The organism is Clostridium sp. DMHC 10, assembly GCF_001270375.1.
Taxonomy (GTDB): Bacteria; Bacillota; Clostridia; order Clostridiales; family Clostridiaceae; genus Clostridium_S; species Clostridium_S guangxiense.
On sequence record NZ_LGVB01000010.1, the window covers coordinates 79,409 to 99,673 of the forward strand.

A 20,265-nucleotide genomic window follows, 5' to 3' on the forward strand; every position below is an offset into this window, starting at 1 on the left:
TTAAATGGAAAATATTTTAGACCTGAGTTTAGATGAACTTAAAAATTGGATGGAAACTCATGGCGAAAAATCTTTTAGAGCTAAACAAGTAAATGATTGGATTTATAAAGGAAACTTTAGTTTTTCCGATATGAAAAATATCCCTAAAAGTACTACTCAAAAATTAAGTGATAGCTTTTATTTAGGAATACCTAAAGTGATTAAAAGATTGGATTCAAAGTATGGTGACACTAGTAAATTTTTATTTGAATACAACGATGGAAATGTAATTGAATGTGTTATAATGAAATATGATTATGGAAATTCGATATGCGTATCAACCCAGATTGGATGTAGAATGGGGTGCAGTTTTTGTGCATCTACTATTGGCGGACGTATAAGAAATTTAACAGCAGGAGAAATTCTTGCTGAAGTACTTGAGGCACAAAACGAAATTGGTGAAAGAATATCTAATATAGTGCTTATGGGAAGTGGTGAACCCCTAGATAATTATGATAATGTAATCAAATTTATAAGACTCGTCAATGATAATCAGGGCTTGAATATAGGTCAAAGACATATTACACTTTCCACCTGCGGAATAGTACCTAAAATATATGATTTAATAAAAGAAGATCTTCAAATTACACTTGCAATTTCTCTTCATGCACCAAATGATAATTTAAGAAAAAAATCATGCCAATTGCTAATAAATATAGTATTAGCGAAATAATTGATGCATGCAGTAATTATTCTAAAATCACCAAAAGAAGAGTTACCTTTGAATATTCTTTGGTAAAGGATGTTAATGACAGCATCGAAAATGCAAGAGAACTATCAATCCTACTTAAAGGAATGTTATGTCATGTAAATATAATTCCAGTAAATTCAGTCAAGGAAACCTCATATGAAAAACCTTCTAAAAATACTATTGAAGAATTTTCAAGGGTTTTATCTAAAGCTGGCATAGAAAATACAGTTAGAAAAGAAATGGGCTTAGATATTAATGCGGCATGCGGTCAACTGAGAAGAAATTACTTAAATCAAAGTGATGATGATAAGAGGTGTGAAGATGGTAGGAATAGTATCTGATATTGGTAATGTTAGAAAGCTAAATGAAGATTATGCTGATTATTACGAAGATGGAGATTTAAAACTTTATATTATTGCAGACGGAATGGGAGGGCACAATGCCGGTGAAGTTGCAAGCAAAATTGCAGTTGAAGCTACTATAGAATACATAAAGTGGAAAAGCGATATTAAAGAAGAACAAATGGGAATACTTCTTGAAAATGCAGTTCACTATGCTAACGAAAAGATATATGAAAAATCAAAGGTTTCAGAACGCTTATCTGGAATGGGCACTACTATAACTGCATGCTTGGTAAAGAATAACAGTATGGCTGTAGCTAATGTTGGGGATAGCAGTTGCTTTACAATTACAAAAAATGAAATAAAAAAAATAACTAAAGATCATTCTCTTGTACAACAGCTTGTTGATACTGGTACCATAACTGAGGAAGAGGCAATGACTCATCCTAATAAGAACATAATAACAAGGGCACTTGGAACTAGTGAATTTGTGGATGTTGATATTTTTAATATAGATTTAACTGAAGTTAATAAATGTGTATTATCTACTGATGGGTTGACCAATGGGGTAACTACTCAGGACATTTACAATATTGTAATTAAAAATGATAACAATGAAGCCTGTAGTAACTCGTTGAATTAAGCAAAATAAAGGGAAGTAGAGATAATATATCAGTTATTGTATTTGGAGGAGAGTGTAGAGATGATAGGAACTGTTCTAAGTAATAGATATAAATTGGAGGAAAAAATAGGTGTAGGTGGCACAGCGATTGTATACAAAGCAAAGGATACAGTTTTAAATAGAAATGTAGCTGTGAAGGTTCTTAAAAATGAACTTTCCGATGATGATGATTTTGTGGCTAAATTTAAGAGGGAAGCAACATCTGTTGCAAGTATTTCAGATATCAATATTGTCAATATATATGATGTTGGTGCAGATGGAAGAGTAAATTATATAGTTATGGAATACATTGACGGAAAAACTCTTAAGGAAATAATAAAGCAAGAAAAGCGAATAGATACAAAGAGGCTTATAACAATAGCTATTCAAATCAGTAAAGCTCTTGATTGTGCTCATAAAAATAATATTATTCATAGGGATATAAAACCTCATAATATAATGGTTACAAAAGATGGAATTGTTAAGGTTACAGACTTTGGAATAGCAAAAGCTTCAAATTCAGTTACAATTACAAGTACAGACAAAGTAGTTGGGTCTGCACATTATTTATCACCTGAACAGGCGCAGGGAAAAAAAGGTTGATTGCAGAACAGATATATACTCTTTTGGAATAGTTCTTTATGAAATGGTAACGGGTAAAGTTCCTCATGATGCAGATACTCCTGTTTCTGTAGCTTTAAAGCATATACAAGAACCAGTTGTTCCTCCGAAGAATTTAAATGAAAATATACCAGAATCACTTAATAGTTTGATTTTAAAGTGCCTTCAAAAAAATCCTGATGACAGATATCAAAATGCAAGACAAATATTAAATGATCTTATTAGAATGAAAAGTAATTATAAAATAGATGATTTTGACGAGACTATAAGTGTAGATGACGATGAAGATTACACTAGAGTAATGGAACCAGTAAAGGCAAAAGGCTTAGAAAAAGATCTTACTAAGAACAAAGATGGTTTTGAGGATAATGAAGGTTTAGAAGATGCAGAAGATCCAGAAGAAGATGAACCTAAAAATAATAAAGTAAGCAAAAAGAAAAAGATAATAGCTGCATCTATTATAGGAGTCATAATATTGGCTGGCTGTGTGTTATTTTTTGCACTTGGAGCAGGACTTCTTGGAGGAAGTTCGGTTAGTAGGGTTAAGGTTCCGAAGATTATTGGACTTAAAGAGGGAGATGCTAAAAAAGCTGTTGCTAATGTAAAATTAAAATTCGAAGTTGTTCAAAGAACAAAAAGCGATAAGCCAGTTGGAACAGTAATAGCATGCTCTCCAAGTGAAAATACGGAAGTTGATGAAGGCACTACAGTAAGAGTAGATATAAGTTCAGGTCAAGAAACAAGTACAGTTCCTACACTTTTTATGTTATCAGAAAGTGAAGCGAAAGATCAAATAACTAAAAGTGGGTATAAGGTTGGAAATATTAGAAGAATAAGTAGTAATGAAGTTCAAAAGGGATATGTAATTGATCAAGATCCATCAGGAGGAAGTAGTCTTGAAAAAGGTAAAACTATAGATTTAGTTATAAGTACTGGTTCTAGTGAAAGCGATACTGTAATTGTACCAGATGTATCAGGCAGAACACAAAGTGATGCAAGTGCAGCACTTAAGGCTTCTGGATTTAATGTAAATATTCAAATGAAATATACCACTGATTCAAGTAAGGATGGCATAGTTGAATCTGAAACCCCAGGGCCTGGTACAAAAGTTGCTAAAAATTCAACTGTTACTATTATAGTTTTAAAGTATAATTCAACAGCACAATCAAATAATAATAACAATACTAACACAAATACGCAGGCGACCAGTACTAATACTAAGAGTGGTGGGCCACAGGGCAACGGTGGTAGCAATACAACACCTCCTACACAGCCAAGCAATAATCAGCAGGGTAGTGGAAATACTACGACATCTACAGGTAACGGTCAGGAAGGCTCAAACACTCAAAATGGTAGTGGTGATAAAAAGTAAATTTTGTAATTGGAGGATTTATGCAAGGGATAATAGTTAAAGGTATAGCAGGATTTTATTATGTTAAAGTTGGGGAAAAAGTATATGAATGTAAGGCAAGAGGGAAATTTAGATTTAATGAAATGACTCCTATTGTTGGTGATAGAGTTTTAATATCTGTCGATGGTGACAAAGGGGTAATAGATAAAATTCAAACTAGATTTAATGAACTTAAAAGACCACTCGTAGCCAATATTACTCAGGCATTTGTAGTATTTGCTATGAGAAATCCTAACTTTAATAATGATTTGTTTAATAAGTTTCTTGTTTTATGTGAAGCAAAGGAAATAAAGCCGGTTATATGTTTTAACAAAATAGATATGGCTTCTGATGATGAGATTTCAAACATGAAAAGTATTATAGAAACAATTGGTTATGAATACGTAATGTTAAATGCAAAAAGTGGAATTGGCATGGATGCTTTAAAGGATAAATTAAGTGGAAATGTAACTGTAGTATGCGGCGTTTTCAGGAGTTGGAAAATCTACTATATTTAATGGATTAGTAGGCAAAGAAGCTATGCAAACTGGAGATGTAAGTGAAAAAATAAAGAGAGGTAAACATACAACAAGACACAGTGAACTTATAGAACTCAATGGGGGATTCTTAGTTGATACCCCAGGGTTTTCCTCTCTTGACATAAAATTTTTGGAAACTGAGGAACTTAAAGAATTGTTTCCGGAATTCTTAAAATATAGTGATATGTGCAAATTTTCAGGATGCCTTCATTACAAGGAACCTGAATGTGAAGTTAAAGAGGCAGTAAATCAAGGGAAAATACATAAAAGCAGATATGACTTTTATGTTAGTGCCTTAGAAGAACTAAAGGCTAGGAGGAAGTATAAATGATTAAATTAGCACCATCAATTTTATCAGCAGATTTTTCAAGATTAGGAGAGCAAATAAAAGTTTTAGATAAATCTAATGCTGATTTTATACATATCGATGTAATGGATGGTAATTTTGTACCTAATATTAGTTTTGGCTTTCCTATAATAAAGTCTATAAGAAATTACACTAAAAAAACATTTGATGTTCATCTTATGATAGAGGATCCATCAAGATATATAGAAGAATTCGTAAAATGTGGCGCTGATATTATTACAATTCATTATGAAGCTGATAGACACATTGATAGAACTATTAATTATATAAAAAGTTTTGGAATAAAGGCTTGTATTGCGTTAAATCCAGGGACACCGGTTATGTGTATTAAAGATATATTAGGTTCAGTAGATATGGTACTTATAATGACAGTTAACCCTGGTTATGGGGGACAAAAATTTATTGACTATTCTTTGAATAAAATAAAAGAAGTAAAGGAACTTTCTAAGGATATTAATGAGGATATTTTAATTGAAGTAGATGGCGGAATTGGAGCTAATAATATAAAAAATGTAGTAAAAGCTGGAGCTAATGTTATAGTTGCAGGTTCAGCTGTATTTAAAGATAATGCAATAGAAGAAAATATTAATTTATTAAAAGGAAGCATAATTTAATGAAAGTAGTTATAATTTCTGGAGGCAAGGAGCCATCTGAGAAGCTTTTAATGGACGAGCTAAAAAACTGTGATTTTTTAATATGTGCCGATAGTGGTGCAAATTGCTTGTACAAGTACCGAATAAAACCTAATATTTTGCTTGGAGATTTTGATTCTATAAGTAAAGAAGCTTTTGAATATTTTAAAAATAATTGCATTAATGTATTTAAATATCCAAAAGAAAAAGATTTTACTGATACTGAATTAGCACTTTCTGAGGCTTTAAAATTGGATGTAAATGAAGTCGTTTTTTTGGGATGTACAGGTACAAGACTTGATCATCTTTTTGGAAACATGGGGCTGCTTTTAAGATGCAATAAAAGAGGAATAAAAGCATGCATAAAAGATGATAATAACACAATATTTATAATAGATAAGACATCTGTACTGGAAGGCAAAAAAGGTGAGATGTTTTCAATACAAGCATATATGAATGAAGTTAAAAATTTATCCATAGAGGGAGCCAAATATCCTCTTCTTGATTATAATCTGAAGTTTGGAGATCCAAGGACCATATCAAATGAATTTTTGGATGTAAGTGTTAAAATAACTTTTGAAAAAGGATATGTAATTGTATTTAAATCTAGAGATTAATGAGTAAACTTTTTTAGTGATTCAGCATATAATGTTAGTGAGTTACTAAAGGAGGTGCTTGTTATGTCAAAAAGTTTTAAGAAGAAAATTGAAAAAAATACGCTTGGTTTAATAGTAACCTCTGTAGGTGCTGGTATAATAATCGCTGTTGTAATACCAGTTTGTGGATGGATAATTGCAGTTGGAGCAGGGCTCATATATTTAGGTTGGTATTTAATAGAACATTGCCATAATTGAGTATTTAAATGCATATAAATTATATATAGATAATAGTGTATTTGTGATTATATTTTAGGAGGGGATATAGTATGAAAATTATCGCCGTAAAGCTTCCAAAATTTTTATCGACCATAATCAAAGTTTTTGTGAGAAAAAAAAAATTAAACATAAAACTAAATTTAATGTAAATAAAAAATGCAATTGATAAACAACTGCATTTTTTATTTTATATAGCACGCTGTACTTTTCCTGAACGTAAGCATCTAGTACATACATGAATAGTTTTTGGAGTTCCATTAACTACAGCTTTAACTGTTCTTATATTAGGAAGCCATGTTCTTTTTGATTGATTATGTGCATGGCTATATTGTACGCCAGCAACAACACCTTTTCCGCATATATCGCATTTTCTTGACATTATGTATACACCTCCCTTATATATGTAAAAAATACATTCCAAACAAAACACATATCATATTTTATCATATATTGAGCAAAATATGCAAGAGAAAATTAATTTCTTTTCATAAATTATAGCAATTAAATTTTTAAACTTATTGAATAATTGTTTGTTTTAATATAAAATTGTATTATGCTTATAGTTAAGGAGGAATTTAAAATGATGCAGATTTCCAATGAAAATGGTAATATAAATTTTTCTGTGGAAACACTTGCTAATATTATAGGGGTTTCAACTATGGAATGTTATGGTGTAGTTGGTATGGCTTCTAAAAATGCTAAGGATGGACTCTGGGAGCTCATAAAAGGCGGAAATTTAAGCAAAGGTGTTAAAATAAATTGTAAGGAAAATAAATTAAGTGTTGAGTTATATATTATAGTTGAATATGGCACAAAAATTTCAGTTATAGCAAACAATATAATTCAGAAAGTAAGATATAATGTAGAGAATTACACAGGACTAAAGGTTTCAAGTATAACAGTAAATGTGCAAGGTGTAAGAGTCTAAGGAGGTACTAAAATTGAAACACTTAACAATAGATGGGCATAGTTTTTATAATATGATCGTAAATGCCTGCAATAGACTAGAGGAACAAAAAGAATTTGTAAATTCATTAAATGTTTTTCCTGTACCAGATGGTGATACAGGAACTAATATGTCCATGACTTTCAGAAATGCAGTTTTAGAAGTTAATAGTGCTAAAACTTCCCCAATTGGCGAAATGTCTAAAAAGTTAGCCAAAGGTGCACTTATGGGAGCAAGAGGAAATTCCGGAGTAATATTATCACAAATTTTAAGAGGAATTTCAAGTGGAATTGGTGATGCTGAAATAATAGATAGTGAAAAGTTTTCGCATTGTTTAATGGAAGGAGCAAATTTTGCATATAAAGCTGTAATGAGACCAACAGAAGGCACTATTTTAACTATAGTAAGAAGTGCTGGTGAAAGTGCATTAAAAAGCAATAAAACTGATATTACAGAATTGTTAGAAGAGGTATGTGAGTTTAGTGAAGAGGCATTAAATAGAACTCCTGAAATGCTTCCAGTTTTAAAAAAGGCAAAGGTTGTAGATTCTGGTGGAACAGGACTTCTTATAATATTAAAAGGAATGTATGAGGCATTAAGAGATGATTTAAATGTAGAACTAAGTGGCGAGATAAAATCATCTAAAACTGTTAAGACAGCTGGAGTGAATGTTGATGAAGAAATAAAATTTGGATACTGTACAGAGTTTATAATACATTCAAATGAATCTGACGTTACAGAATTTAGAAATGAAATATCTAAAATAGGTGACAGCATGATAGTTGTAAATGTGGATGATATAACAAAAGTTCACATACATACTAATGATCCAGGTGTTGTTTTATCGAAAGCCGTAAAGCTTGGGGAACTTTCTAAAATAAAAATAGATAACATGAGAGAAGAGCATAGGGAGGTTCTTGGGCTTAAGTCAGAAGCTGATAATAAAGAAAGTTATGATGAAGTTTCTACAGAATCGCAGCATAAAAAATATGGTTTTATATCAGTTGCATTAGGTCAAGGAATAACAAAAATATTTAAAGATTTGGGTGTGGATAAGGTAATAGAAGGTGGGCAGACCATGAATCCAAGTACTCAAGATATACTTTCAAGTATCAATGAAATTGATGCTGAAAAATATAATAGTATTTCCAAACAATAAAAATATAATCATGGCGGCAAATCAGGCAAAAGATTTATCAGAAAAAAATGTATATGTAATTCCTACAACTACAATGCCACAGGCTATCACTTGCCTTGCTGAATTTGATTATGATGGAGAAGCGCAAGCTAATATCGAGAATTTAGCAGAGGCTATTAAAAATGTAAAGACAGGCTCTGTAACTTATGCAGTTAGAGATACTGAAATAGATGGAAACAATATAAAGGAAAACGATATATTGGGTCTTATTGAAGGAAAAATAAAAAAGATCGGAAATAATGTTTACGAAGTTTGTGAAGATATCATAGACAGCATGATTGACGACAATAGTGAACTTATTTCTGTTTATTATGGAAAAGATTGCGATAATGGTGAAGTAGAAAAGCTGGTTAAAAAGCTTGAGAAAAAATATTCAACTAAAGATGTACAGTGCAGCTTTGGTGAGCAGCCATTATATTATTTTATAGTATCTGTTGAGTAGATATTGTTATTGAGTTGTATAAAAAAGAAAGTAGCAGTGCTACTTTCTTTTTTATAGAGGGCTATATTTTAGAACAAAGTCCCTATAGAAATATTTTGGAGTGAAAAAGTTATGAATATCAATGCGGATATATCAAGTTTAAAAGGAATAGGACCTAAAATGGCAGAAAAATTAAATAAATGTGGTATATTTTCTATAATGGATTTGCTTTTATATTTTCCAAAATCCTATGATAATATATCTTCATGCCCTTCCATATTAGAGACACAAGATGGTGATAAAATAGTTTTAAATTGTATGCCAATAAAGTTAGAAAGAGAATTTAGAGCTAAGAGTGGAAGAATTGTAACTAAAATGATGTTTTCAGATGGAAAAAATAATTTTTATGCTGTATGGTTCAATCAACCTTATATAAAAAGCAAATTTATTTATAATAATTGGTATAAAATAATTGGGAAAATAAAAAAAACGAGCAAAGAAATTACGGTAAATAACCCTGTGATTTTAAATGGAGATATAAATAATAATAATAAAATAGTTCCCAAGTATGCTCTTTCTGGAACTTTAAAAAATAGCTTTTTTATAAGAATAATACTAGAGTTATTAAAACAAATTAAGATTAGTGAAAATATGCCTAAATGGCTGGTTGAAAAGTATAGCTTTTATGACCTTGATAGAGCGCTTAGAGGAATTCACAGTCCTAAGGATAGTGTTGAACTTATGGAAAGCAAAAGAAGGTTAAAGTTTCAAGAACTATTTACATACTCATTAAAAATATTGATGCTTAAAGAATATGTTAAAGCTAATAATAAGGGATTTGCATTTAAAATATCGTCAGAGCTTAAAGTGTTAAAGGAAAAATTGCCGTTTAAGCTTACAGATGCACAAAATAGAGTTATAAGGGAAGTACTTGTTGATGAAAAAAGACCAAATTCAATGAATAGGCTTGTTCAAGGAGATGTTGGTTCAGGTAAGACTGTAGTTGCTTTAATTGCACTATTTAATGTTATAAAGAATGGATATCAGGGGGCATTAATGGCTCCTACAGAAATTTTAGCAAAGCAGCATTTTAAAGAAGCTAATAATTTATTCAGCAGCTTTGATATAAAAATTGAAATTTTAACTGGAAGTGTAACAGCAAAAAATAAAAATGATATAAAGGAAAAATTAAAGAGTGGAGAAATTGATTTAATTATAGGTACTCATGCTCTAATTGAAGATAATGTAGAATTTAAAAATCTTGGAATGATTGTTACAGATGAACTTCACAGATTTGGTGTTATGCAAAGAAATAAACTCTTCAATAAGGGGGATAACGTTGATGTGCTTGTGATGACAGCTACGCCTATACCAAGAACTTTATCATTGTATTTATATGGCGATCTTGATGTATCGATAATAGATGAGCTGCCGCCGGGAAGGAAAAAAATTGAAACATATTATATAAAAAGCAATGAAAAAAGCAGGGTTTATAATTTTGCATTGAAACAAATTGAAGAAGGAAGACAGATATACGTAGTATGTCCATTAGTTGAAGAAAATGATGAGCTTAAACTTACTTCTGTAGAAAAGCTATATGAGGAATTAAAAAGTACATATTTTAAAAATGTAGAAACCGAAATGCTCCACGGCAAAATGCCAGCTAAGGATAAAGAAAGGGTAATGAATGAATTTAAAGCTGGAAAAATAAAGGTACTTGTATCCACCACGGTCATAGAGGTAGGAGTAAATGTACCAAATGCATCTGTTATGATTATTGAAAATGCAGAAAGATTTGGTCTTGCCCAGCTGCATCAGCTTCGCGGAAGGGTTGGACGTGGTGAGTATAATTCCTATTGTATTTTGATAACTGAACTTAAAAATAAGATAGTTGAAAAAAGAATGAAAATAATATCAGGAAGTACAGATGGTTTCTACATTTCAGAGCAGGACTTAAAACTTAGAGGAAGCGGGGAAGTTTTTGGAATAAGACAAAGTGGAGATAATGAGCTTATTATAAGTGATGTTGTAGATGATATAAATACACTTAAGCTTGCAAATGAAGAAGCAAAAAAACTTATTTTAAGTAAAGCTGATGAAGATATAAAAGTTAAAAAATATATTGCTGAAAAATTAAAAAGTACATCTAGATATATATGCTTTAATTAAAGTGTTACCATATCTAAACTCAACTTATACATGTTTCAAAATCCTATGTTCAAGGTATTATGATGCATATATAAGCTAAAAGTTGAGTCGGCAACACTATAAAGCGTATTATATAACAGTAAAAATTAAAAATTTAACAAAATAGTTTTTGTATGTTATACATAAATGTGATAAAATATTAACGAAAATTTGCCTTGAATTGGAGGAAACATTATGAGGATAATTTCAGGTATTGCAAAAGGGCGAAAATTGCTACCACCAGCAAGCATGGTGACAAGACCTACTTTGGATAGAGTTAAAGAATCCATTTTTGATATAATTCAGAATGAAGTTCCCTATTCAATTGTTCTTGATGCTTTTGCTGGTACGGGAAGTTTAGGCCTTGAAGCAGTGAGTAGAGGAGCTAAAAGATGTGTTTTGATAGATCAAAGTCCTGAAACATATAGTTTGCTTAGAAAAAATGTGGAAAATTTAAAATTTGATGATAAATGCGAAACAATTAACATGGATTCATATAAGGCTTTAGAAAATTTGGGCGATAAAAATGAAGAGTTCGATTTAATATTTATTGATCCACCTTATTCGAAAGATATGATTCCGCCGGCTGTAGAAATTATAAGCAGCAAAGGTATGCTTAAGGGGGATGGCTTATTGTTACTAAAATTGATTCTGGCGAAGAAATTTATGAAGGAAATAAAAGCATTAGACTTATAAGACACAAGAAATATGGTAATACAACAATTTGCTTTTATAGATATAAGGAGGACTAAAGATGAAAGTAGCTGTGTACCCTGGAAGTTTTGATCCGATTACTAATGGACATTTAGACATAATAAAAAGGTCATCTAGGGTGTTTGACAAGGTTCTTGTAGGAGTCCTTGTTAATCCAGATAAAAATGGGTTATTTACGATTAATGAAAGAGTAGATATTATAAAAAAGGTTGTAAAACCTTATGATAATGTAAGTGTAAAGAGCTTTAATGGACTTCTTGTTGATTTTATGCGGGAGAACAACTCTAATGTTATGGTAAGGGGACTTAGAAGTGTAGCGGATTTTGAATATGAGCTTCAAACCTCATTAATGAATAAAAAGTTGGATCCAGGAATTGAAACTGTATTTATGATGACAAGTTCAGAATTTTCATTTTTAAGTTCTTCATCTATTAAGCAAGTGGCCTTTTTGGGAGGCTGTATTAAGGGACTTGTACCAGATGAAATAATATCAGATGTTGCAAGAAAAGTAAAAAACATTAAGTAATATTATTATTGTACAATTTGGGGGAATAGAGTATGAATATAATGAAGTTACTGGAATACTTGCAAGAAATAGTTGAAACGGGAAGTAAATTTCCTCTTTCACGTAAGGTGTCAGTAAACAAAAAAGAAATGATAGATGTTATAACTCAAATTATTGATGAGCTTCCAGATGAATTTAGAAAAGCTCAGAGGATCATTAGTGATAAAGAAAAAATACTTAATAATGCTATTAAAGAAGCGGATGCTATAAGAGAAAGAAATCTTCAGAATATAAGAGAAGAAGTTGAAAAACATGATATTACAAAGGAAGCTGAGGAAAAGGCTCAGTGTATAATAATTTCTGCAAAAAAAGAAGCAGAGGAAATAAAACTTGCTTCAATCGAGTATGCATATAATCTTCTGAAAAAACTAGATGAACAAATTGAAATTAGAAAAAATGAAACAGGAGATAGAATTAAAAAGGATATGGAACAATTTGATATGGATATTGAAAATGATTTTAAAGCTATAAGCGATGTCATAAGTGAAAATATTGACGAACTAAAAAGGTCGAGTAATAAGCATTAATATTTTCGCCTTAGAATTTTGCTTAAAAGTATAGGAATTATAAAAATTATAATTAAAGAAATATAGTATAATATAAAATTGTATTTTGAAAGCTGAAAATTAAAAGTATATTTTATTTCTTGCTTAGGCAAAACATTTATTAGGATAAAACATATAAAGCTTCCTAAGACACCTTGGATAAGCTTTCTTAGTATAAATTTAGTAGGAGAAATTTCATATTTCCCTATAAATGAGTAAATTTGAGATATAACGCAGAATCCCCCAAAGCACATTAAAAAGCTTGTTAAAATCATTTTTAACTCAAATGAAGTTTCTGAAGTAGAAATTATTGAGCAACCATTAGTCATTTCAATACAACCAAGTATTATTGATTTAACCATGGGATTTTGAATGTTTTTAAATAAAAAGGAATTTTTTAATATACCTATTAATACGGAGAAAAAAACTATAAATCCCATAAGTTGAATTGATACTTGAAGCGCATTTTCAACGCTTTTTTTTATAAAAATGCCTAAGTTATTTTCTTTCCTAGTATTGCTTTTCTTTTTAGTGCGTACATGTGTAATTGAAGCTTTATATGGAAGTAATATACCCATAAGTATGCATGAAAGATAACAGGATGCCAAGAGAATATATCCTGAATATTTATTTCCCAGCATTGATGTCCCCACGGCTCCAACTATAAAAAGTGGACCTGCATTAGAAGCTATGTTTATAATCCTTTCGAAGGTATTAAAATCGATCACCCCTTCCTCATAGAGATCGCAAGAATACTTTGCACCAAGAGGATATCCGCAAAGAGCGCTTATTGCGAGCACTATTGCTGTATTTTTAGGTAATTTTTGAGGCTTACAAAGTATACCTAGAAATTTAGAATATATCTCAACACCATTATAATATATTATAAGATTTGATAAAATCATAAAAGGAAAAACATAAGGGAAAACATTATAAAAAAATAATTTTGCTCCATTTATTGAAAATTTAAGACATATTTCTGGACTTAAAATTATAAATACTACAATTATTGAACATATAGTAGTAATTAATATATTTATAGACTTTACAGGTGTGGTTTTTCTAAATAAAAGAAATAAAAGAAATATAATTGGGATAATTAAAAAATAGAACTATCAAAGATAATCCCTCCTAAAATATTATTTACACATGGATAAATTGCTTAACTATAAAATTTAAGTTTCACTATATACAATATAATATTTTAGGAGAATGAAAGAATATTACATATAATTAAAATATTATAGGCTTTTTTAAATAGTCATCAAGAGGGTTTATAGAATTATTAATTAAACTGTATGCTCTAGTTGCTTGCATATCCAGGTTTAATATTTCATCTTCTATTCTATTTACTTTAGAAATTAGGGGAATTTTACTTTTTGACTTCATAAGCCTAAGGATTTCTTTTCCGCGTTTATTGAAACCCAAAATTCGTGCATAAGGACAGGGCAATTTTCTTAAATGCTCTGTATTATAACAGTCAAATCCAATGTAATATTGGGATAAAATTCTTGTAAGACGCGTATAGGCATACCTTTTGCTCTTCATAAGGGTTAATGCCTCATCTATGCTGTTAGAGTTTACTAAAGCATTATATATTTTATTTTCTAGACCTTCTGAAACATCAGGCAAGTTTTTTAAAGAATCTTTATTTATATAAGTTTTATATTTTAAGAAATTAAACATGCTGTCTTTAAAAGTAATATTGTCTACGTTGCTTTTTATAATGCTAAAGGAACTTTTAGGTACTAAATCCTTTAGCAAATCAATATTATTAGATTTTTTCAAGTGGTTTCTTATTGCTGTAGCACTTGGATAATCAGATAATTTAGTATCTGTGTATAGATTTCCTTTTCTTTTTACTGTATAAGGCTTTATTGTACTATTCAACTTTTTTAAGCTTTTACAGTATTCAATTCCAAGCACATTGTTGGAATATGTCATGTCATTTTCGTCTAAAGAAAAAATCTAAATTTTTTAAAAAAAACTCTTTAATTGCTTTCATTCTTGCCTTAGGAAAAGATAATCCTTGTTTGAGATTGTCTTTTAAAAAGTTTTTGTATTCTTCAGGCTCCTTATTTAATATGGCAGCTATCAATTCTATATTTTTAATATTTCCAGATTCACTTCCAAAGCACAGACTGTTTACTACTTCAAGTGAATTTAAAAGACTTACAGCACCAAATGCAAAAAATTCTGCAGAAGATAAAGAATAAATGCATGGAAGCTCTACTACAAGGTCAACTCCAGAAAGAATAGCAGCTTTTGTTCTATTCCACTTGTCAATTAAGGCTGGCTCACCTCGTTGAACAAAATTTCCACTCATAACGCATACTATTCCGTCGCTGCTGCATATTTTTTTTGTTTGGAGTAAATGATAGATATGTCCATTATGTAGTGGGTTATATTCAGCAACAATTCCAGTTATATTCAAACAAATCACCTCATTAAGTATTATAACAAATATTGTGAAGTTTTAATTTATATTATTAAATCAATTCCATAAAATTTTAATTTAAACAATTAATATAGACTGAAAATTCGCAACATACTGAATTTATTGGCTGGAAAAAAATTTTTAATTTTTTGTTGAAAATTATATTGCAATGGGTTTATATTATATATGAATATTAGATAATAATATTATTAACGTGTGAATTTATATAAATAAATTAAAAATTAGATTTTTTAATTCCAAGATTTATAATTGCTAGATTTTTGCAACTTAAGAATTTAAAATCTAAGAGTGGAAATTACAAGATTGTTTCCAAAGTTCGAAAGGAGAAAAAACATGGATTTAATTGAAAGCTTAATGGAAGATGCTAAAAAAGATAGGAAAAAAATAATATTAGCAGAAGGCGAAGAAGAGAGAAACTTAATTGCAGCAAACACAATTTTAAAAGAGGGGCTAGCAGATTTAGTTCTTGTAGGAAATGAAGCTAAAATAAGAGAAAATGCTAAAAAACTAAATTCAGATATTTCAAAAGCTGAAATAATGGACCCCAATATTTCAGAAAAATTAGAAGGCTATGTTAAAGAATTTTATGAGCTTAGAAAGAAAAAAGGCATTACAATGGAAAAAGCCGAAAAAATGGTAAGAGATCCATTGTATTTTGCTACTATGGCAGTTAAATCTGGTTATGTTGATGGAATGGTTTCAGGTGCAGTACACACTACAGGTGATCTTTTAAGACCTGGACTTCAAATAGTAAAAACAGCACCTGGTGTTAAAATAGTTTCTGGATTTTTTGTAATGAAGGTTCCAGATTGTGATTATGGTGAAAGTGGACTACTTTTATTTGCAGATTGTGCAGTTAACCCTAACCCTACCTCAGAGGAACTTGCAGATATAGCTATAACTACAGCAGAAACAGCTAAAAAATTATGTAACCTTGATCCTAAAGTTGCAATGTTATCATTCTCAACAATGGGAAGTGCAAAAGGTGAGTTGGTTGAAAAAGTTACTAATGCTGTTAAAATAGCAAAAGAACTTAGACCAGACATTGATATTGATGGAGAATTACAACTAGATGCAGCAATTGAACCAGAAGTTGCAAAATTAAAAGCTCCAATGAGTAAGGTAGCTGGTAAGGCTAACGTACTTGTATTTCCTGATCTTCAAACTGGAAATATAGGTTATAAATTAGTTCAAAGATTCGCTAAAGCTAAAGCAATAGGACCAATATGTCAAGGTTTTGCAAAACCATATTAATGATTTGTCTAGAGGATGCAGTGCAGAAGATATTGTAAACGTAGTTACAATGACTGCTGTTGAGGCACAAAGAGGAATATAGGAGGTATATTTATGAAGGTTTTAGTTGTAAATTGCGGAAGTTCATCTCTTAAATATCAATTGATAAACATGGAAGATGAAGCAGTTCTCGCTAAGGGGTTAGTAGAAAGAATAGGAATAGAAGGTTCAATATTAACTCATAAAGTTAATGGAGAAAAATATGTTATAGAGGAGCCTATGAAGGATCATACTATAGCTATAAAGCTTGTTTTAAATGCCCTTGTGGATGAAAAATACGGAGTAATAAAAGGTATGAATGAAATTTCTGCTGTTGGACATAGAGTAGTGCATGGTGGAGAAAAATATGCTAAATCAGTTCTTATAGATGATGAAGTTATGAAATCGATAGAGGAATGCAGCAAGCTAGCACCTCTTCATAATCCACCTAACATGGTTGGTATAAATGCATGCAAGGAACTTATGCCAAATACTCCTATGGTTGCAGTGTTTGATACTGCCTTTCATCAAAGTATGCCAGACTATGCTTATATGTATGCACTTCCATATAATTTTTATAAGGATTACGGAATAAGACGATATGGATTTCACGGTACATCACATAAGTTTGTGTCTAAAGCTGCAGCAGAATTTTTAGGAAAAGACATAAAAAGTTTAAAAATGGTAGTATGCCATCTTGGAGGTGGTGCTAGTGTTACAGCTGTAAATGGTGGAAAATCAGTTGACACAAGTATGGGATTTACACCACTTGCAGGGCTTGTTATGGGAACAAGAAGTGGAGATATAGATCCAGCTATAGTTTCATTTATGATTAAAGAATTAAATATGACACCAGAAGAAGTGGATACTACTTTAAATAAAAAATCTGGAATACTTGGCTTAAGTGAAATAAGCAGTGATATGAGAGATATAAAGAAGGGTGTTCGTGAGAACGATCAAAGGGCTAAATTTGTTTTTAATATTTTTCATTATAGAATTAAAAAGTTTATAGGTGCATATATTGCTGCAATGAATGGAATAGATTGCTTAGTGTTTACGGGAGGAATTGGTGAAAATTCTCCAGAAAATAGACATGAAATATGTAAAAACATGGACTTTCTTGGAATAAAAGCTGACGAAGAAAAGAATAAGGAAGCTATTGGTATAGATGAAGATATAAGTGCAAAGGATTCAAAGGTAAAAGTTTTAGTTATTCCTACTAATGAAGAACTAATGATTGCTAGAGACACTAAAGAAATAGTGGGATATTTAAAATAAAACTTGACTTTTATTTGCTAGGTTTATATAATAAATTGTGGCTTTATTCCTAAGGGATAAATTAGTGGGTTAATAATAACTAGGGAGGGAATATTTAGCTTTACTGAGGCTTAGTAAGTGTTTTTGCGATGGCATACAAGGCAAATAGCTTGCATAAGTTTGAAGCTAATGGTATTATGATAAATGTTTCTGATTTAACAAGTAAAAAAGTAGATAAGAAATCTTTAGATATTGAACTTGATATTAAAAAACTTCAAGATGGCGTTGAAGAATTTGATGTAAAGGAACCTTTGAAACTTACAGGGGATCTTACAAGAGTGGGGGATATAATATATCTTGACTGTAACGTTAAAGGTATTATTGAACTCGAGTGTTCAAGGTGTCTTGAAAAATTTCCATATAATATTGATTTGGAAATTCATGAAAAACTCACTAATAATCCAGAAAATAAAGATGAGGAAATTATCTTTATAGAAAATGATAATGTGAATATTTGTGAAATTGTTGAAAACAACATTATAGTCTCTCTTCCTATAAAAAGGTTGTGTAAAGAGGACTGTAAAGGGTTGTGTCCAATATGTGGTACTAACTTAAATGTATCTACATGTAATTGTCATGAAGAAAACATAGACCCTAGGCTTGAAAAGCTTAAAGAATTGTTTTCAAACCGTTAAGGAGGTGTTTACAGATGGGAAATCCAGCAAGAAAATTTTCAAAAGGTAGAAGAGATTCAAGAAGAGCTCAAACATTTAAATTAAGTTTACCTGGAATAGTAGAATGTCCAAACTGCCATGAAATGAAATTGGCTCATAGAGTTTGCAAAAACTGTGGATATTATAAAGGTAAAGAAGTTGTTGTTTTAGAATCAAAATAAAGGAAAATTACATAAATTTCTTTTATTAGGGTGATTTCGATAGAGGTTCAGATAAAATCTATAGAGTTAATACTCTATAGATTTTCATTAGGGACATTTATTGAAAAAGCGTATCTAAATTCAGAAGGATAAGTCCATCTGGAATTTAATTTTATAGAAATACTGTACAATCTATTAAATTAGTACGATTTTTTACTTAAATGTATTTGTAAAGGGGTGTTATCATGATAATAGCTGTAGATGGCATGGGTGGAGACAATTCGCCTTCTGAAGTTGTTAAAGGTTGTGTAGATGCTATCAATGAATATGATGTCAACATAATAATTACAGGTACTGAAGACAGAATAAGGGATGAAGTTAAAAAATATAGTTTTAATAAAGATAAAATGGAGATAGTTGATGCAAAGGAAGTTATAACTAACAATGAACATCCGGTTATGGCTATAAAAAGAAAAAAGGAATCTTCACTTTATAAAGCAATAAAGCTTGTTAAAGATGGCAAAGCTGATGGTGTAATATCAGCAGGGAGCACAGGTGCGTTAATGGCGGGTGCTACATTTATCATTGGAAGAATAAAAGGTATAGATAGGGTTGCATTATCGCCAATTATGCCAGGTAAGAATGCGCCTTTTATGGTTTCAGATTCAGGGGCTAATGTCGATTGTAAGCCTCAATATCTGCTTCAATTTGCTCTTATGGGTAAAATATACTTTGAAAACATTTTAGGAGTTAAAAACCCATCTATAGGACTTGTAAATATAGGAACAGAAGAAGAAAAGGGAAATGAGTTAACGAAGGCTGTTCACAAAATGCTTAAAGAAACCGATTTTAATTTTGTAGGAAATGTAGAACCTAGAGAAGTTTCAAGTGGTGATGTTAATGTGCTTGTATGTGATGGATTTGTTGGAAATACCATACTTAAAATGTATGAGGGTGTAGCATCTAACATATTCAAAATGTTAAAAGACGAGATAATGTCTTCTACTAAAGCTAAAATAGGGGGACTTTTGCTAAAGGATGTTTTTAGAGATTTTAAAAAGAAGTTTGATTATACAGAATATGGTGGTTCACCTTTTTTAGGTGCAAAAGGAATAGTTATAAAAGCTCATGGAAGTTCCGATGCAAAAGCTTTTAAAAATGCAGTAAAACAGGCTAAGATTTGTTATGAAAATGGAATAATAGGTAAAATATCTAAGGAGCTTGAAAAGGTCGCTGATATAAAAACAGTGAGTGATAAGAATAAAATTTAAGAAAAATACTATAATAAATAAAAAAATAGTATTATAAATATTGACGATAGCTCATATATGTAATATTATCTTAATAGAGTTTAGGAGGTGAAATTATGATATTTGAAAAAGTTAAAGATATAATAGCTGAACAGCTTGGATTAGAAAAAGATGAGATTACTATGGATTCTTCCTTTGTTGATGACCTAGGAGCAGATTCTCTTGATATAGTAGAATTGATAATGGCATTAGAAGAGGAATTTGATATAGAAATACCTGATGAAGATGCTGAAAAAAGTTTCAGCAGTAAAAGATGTTGTGGAATACATAAAAGCTCATACTGAGGAATAATATAAGTCCCGTATAATGCGGGGCTTTATATTTAAAATATTTTAAGTTTATTCTTGAAATTATTTAAAAAG

At 30.5% G+C, this 20,265-nt stretch carries 13 protein-coding genes and 9 pseudogenes; 19 read left to right on the forward strand and 3 right to left on the reverse strand.

The window, feature by feature from the left end; genetic code table 11:
- Window positions 1-4 precede the first annotated feature (4 nt).
- From rlmN to AGR56_RS20615, 7 genes and pseudogenes are all read left to right on the forward strand, one after another.
- Window positions 5-1,071, forward strand: a pseudogene (gene rlmN / locus AGR56_RS01170) (23S rRNA (adenine(2503)-C(2))-methyltransferase RlmN).
- Window positions 1,052-1,797: pseudogene (locus tag AGR56_RS01175) on the forward strand (Stp1/IreP family PP2C-type Ser/Thr phosphatase). Before rlmN ends, AGR56_RS01175 begins: the two co-directional pseudogenes overlap by 20 nt.
- Window positions 1,775-3,725: pseudogene (gene pknB, locus AGR56_RS01180) on the forward strand (Stk1 family PASTA domain-containing Ser/Thr kinase). The pseudogenes AGR56_RS01175 and pknB overlap by 23 nt, the downstream one beginning before the upstream one ends.
- A 20-nt stretch (window positions 3,726-3,745) precedes the next feature.
- Window positions 3,746-4,613, forward strand: a pseudogene (gene rsgA, locus AGR56_RS01185) (ribosome small subunit-dependent GTPase A).
- The gene (gene rpe, locus AGR56_RS01190) at window positions 4,610-5,263 is read left to right on the forward strand and encodes a ribulose-phosphate 3-epimerase (protein ID WP_053240811.1); all 654 of its coding nucleotides are present in this window, start codon (window positions 4,610-4,612) and stop codon (window positions 5,261-5,263) included. Before rsgA ends, rpe begins: the two are co-directional and overlap by 4 nt.
- Complete coding sequence (locus AGR56_RS01195) at window positions 5,263-5,898, forward strand: thiamine diphosphokinase (protein ID WP_053240812.1); 636 nt, start codon at window positions 5,263-5,265, stop codon at window positions 5,896-5,898. The genes rpe and AGR56_RS01195 overlap by 1 nt, the downstream gene beginning before the upstream one ends.
- A 63-nt stretch (window positions 5,899-5,961) precedes the next feature.
- Window positions 5,962-6,135, forward strand: coding sequence for a hypothetical protein (locus AGR56_RS20615; RefSeq protein WP_198149892.1), 174 nt, complete (start codon window positions 5,962-5,964; stop codon window positions 6,133-6,135).
- A gap of 208 nt (window positions 6,136-6,343) precedes the next feature.
- Here AGR56_RS20615 and rpmB read toward each other — a convergent pair whose 3' ends face one another.
- Window positions 6,344-6,535, reverse strand: coding sequence for a 50S ribosomal protein L28 (rpmB, locus tag AGR56_RS01200; protein WP_053240813.1), 192 nt, complete (start codon window positions 6,533-6,535; stop codon window positions 6,344-6,346).
- A 201-nt stretch (window positions 6,536-6,736) separates the two neighbouring features.
- On the opposite strand from rpmB, the gene AGR56_RS01205 reads away from it, so the two are divergent.
- The 6 genes and pseudogenes from AGR56_RS01205 to AGR56_RS01230 all read left to right on the forward strand — a co-directional run bounded on the left by AGR56_RS01205 (window position 6,737) and on the right by AGR56_RS01230 (window position 12,714).
- Window positions 6,737-7,084, forward strand: coding sequence for an Asp23/Gls24 family envelope stress response protein (locus AGR56_RS01205; protein ID WP_157055634.1), 348 nt, complete (start codon window positions 6,737-6,739; stop codon window positions 7,082-7,084).
- 13 nt (window positions 7,085-7,097) lie between these two features.
- Window positions 7,098-8,742, forward strand: a pseudogene (locus tag AGR56_RS01210) (DAK2 domain-containing protein).
- 111 nt (window positions 8,743-8,853) lie between these two features.
- Entirely contained in the window at window positions 8,854-10,890 is a 2,037-nt protein-coding gene (recG, locus tag AGR56_RS01215; RefSeq protein WP_053240814.1) for an ATP-dependent DNA helicase RecG, read from the forward strand.
- Between the two features lie 213 nt (window positions 10,891-11,103).
- Window positions 11,104-11,660 (forward strand): annotated as a pseudogene (rsmD, locus tag AGR56_RS01220) (16S rRNA (guanine(966)-N(2))-methyltransferase RsmD).
- A gap of 2 nt (window positions 11,661-11,662) precedes the next feature.
- Window positions 11,663-12,148 carry a pantetheine-phosphate adenylyltransferase gene (gene coaD / locus AGR56_RS01225; protein ID WP_053240815.1) on the forward strand — a complete coding sequence of 162 codons (486 nt, stop codon included), beginning with the start codon at window positions 11,663-11,665 and terminating at the stop codon, window positions 12,146-12,148.
- A gap of 32 nt (window positions 12,149-12,180) precedes the next feature.
- A complete protein-coding gene (locus AGR56_RS01230) occupies window positions 12,181-12,714 on the forward strand; it encodes a hypothetical protein (RefSeq protein ID WP_053240816.1) in 534 nt (177 codons plus the stop codon).
- Here AGR56_RS01230 and ylbJ read toward each other — a convergent pair.
- The gene (gene ylbJ, locus AGR56_RS01235) at window positions 12,711-13,832 is read right to left on the reverse strand and encodes a sporulation integral membrane protein YlbJ (RefSeq protein ID WP_053240817.1); all 1,122 of its coding nucleotides are present in this window, start codon (window positions 13,830-13,832) and stop codon (window positions 12,711-12,713) included. The two genes, AGR56_RS01230 and ylbJ, sit on opposite strands and share 4 nt — an antisense overlap.
- Window positions 13,833-13,965: 133 nt before the next feature.
- A pseudogene (locus tag AGR56_RS01240) lies at window positions 13,966-15,166 on the reverse strand (nucleotidyltransferase).
- A 357-nt stretch (window positions 15,167-15,523) separates the two neighbouring features.
- Between AGR56_RS01240 and pta the strand changes: the two are divergent.
- From pta to acpP, 6 genes and pseudogenes are all read left to right on the forward strand, one after another.
- Window positions 15,524-16,526: pseudogene (gene pta / locus AGR56_RS01245) on the forward strand (phosphate acetyltransferase).
- A gap of 11 nt (window positions 16,527-16,537) precedes the next feature.
- The gene (locus AGR56_RS01250) at window positions 16,538-17,740 is read left to right on the forward strand and encodes an acetate kinase (RefSeq protein WP_053240818.1); all 1,203 of its coding nucleotides are present in this window, start codon (window positions 16,538-16,540) and stop codon (window positions 17,738-17,740) included.
- Window positions 17,741-17,916: 176 nt separating this feature from the next.
- Entirely contained in the window at window positions 17,917-18,414 is a 498-nt protein-coding gene (locus tag AGR56_RS01255; protein WP_053240847.1) for a YceD family protein, read from the forward strand.
- Window positions 18,415-18,428: 14 nt separating this feature from the next.
- Window positions 18,429-18,614 (forward strand): 50S ribosomal protein L32, encoded by a 186-nt coding sequence (gene rpmF, locus AGR56_RS01260; RefSeq protein WP_053240819.1) that lies wholly within the window; start codon window positions 18,429-18,431, stop codon window positions 18,612-18,614.
- Between the two features lie 224 nt (window positions 18,615-18,838).
- The gene (gene plsX / locus AGR56_RS01265) at window positions 18,839-19,864 is read left to right on the forward strand and encodes a phosphate acyltransferase PlsX (protein WP_053240820.1); all 1,026 of its coding nucleotides are present in this window, start codon (window positions 18,839-18,841) and stop codon (window positions 19,862-19,864) included.
- Between the two features lie 95 nt (window positions 19,865-19,959).
- Window positions 19,960-20,194 (forward strand): annotated as a pseudogene (gene acpP / locus AGR56_RS01270) (acyl carrier protein).
- Window positions 20,195-20,265 lie beyond the last annotated feature (71 nt).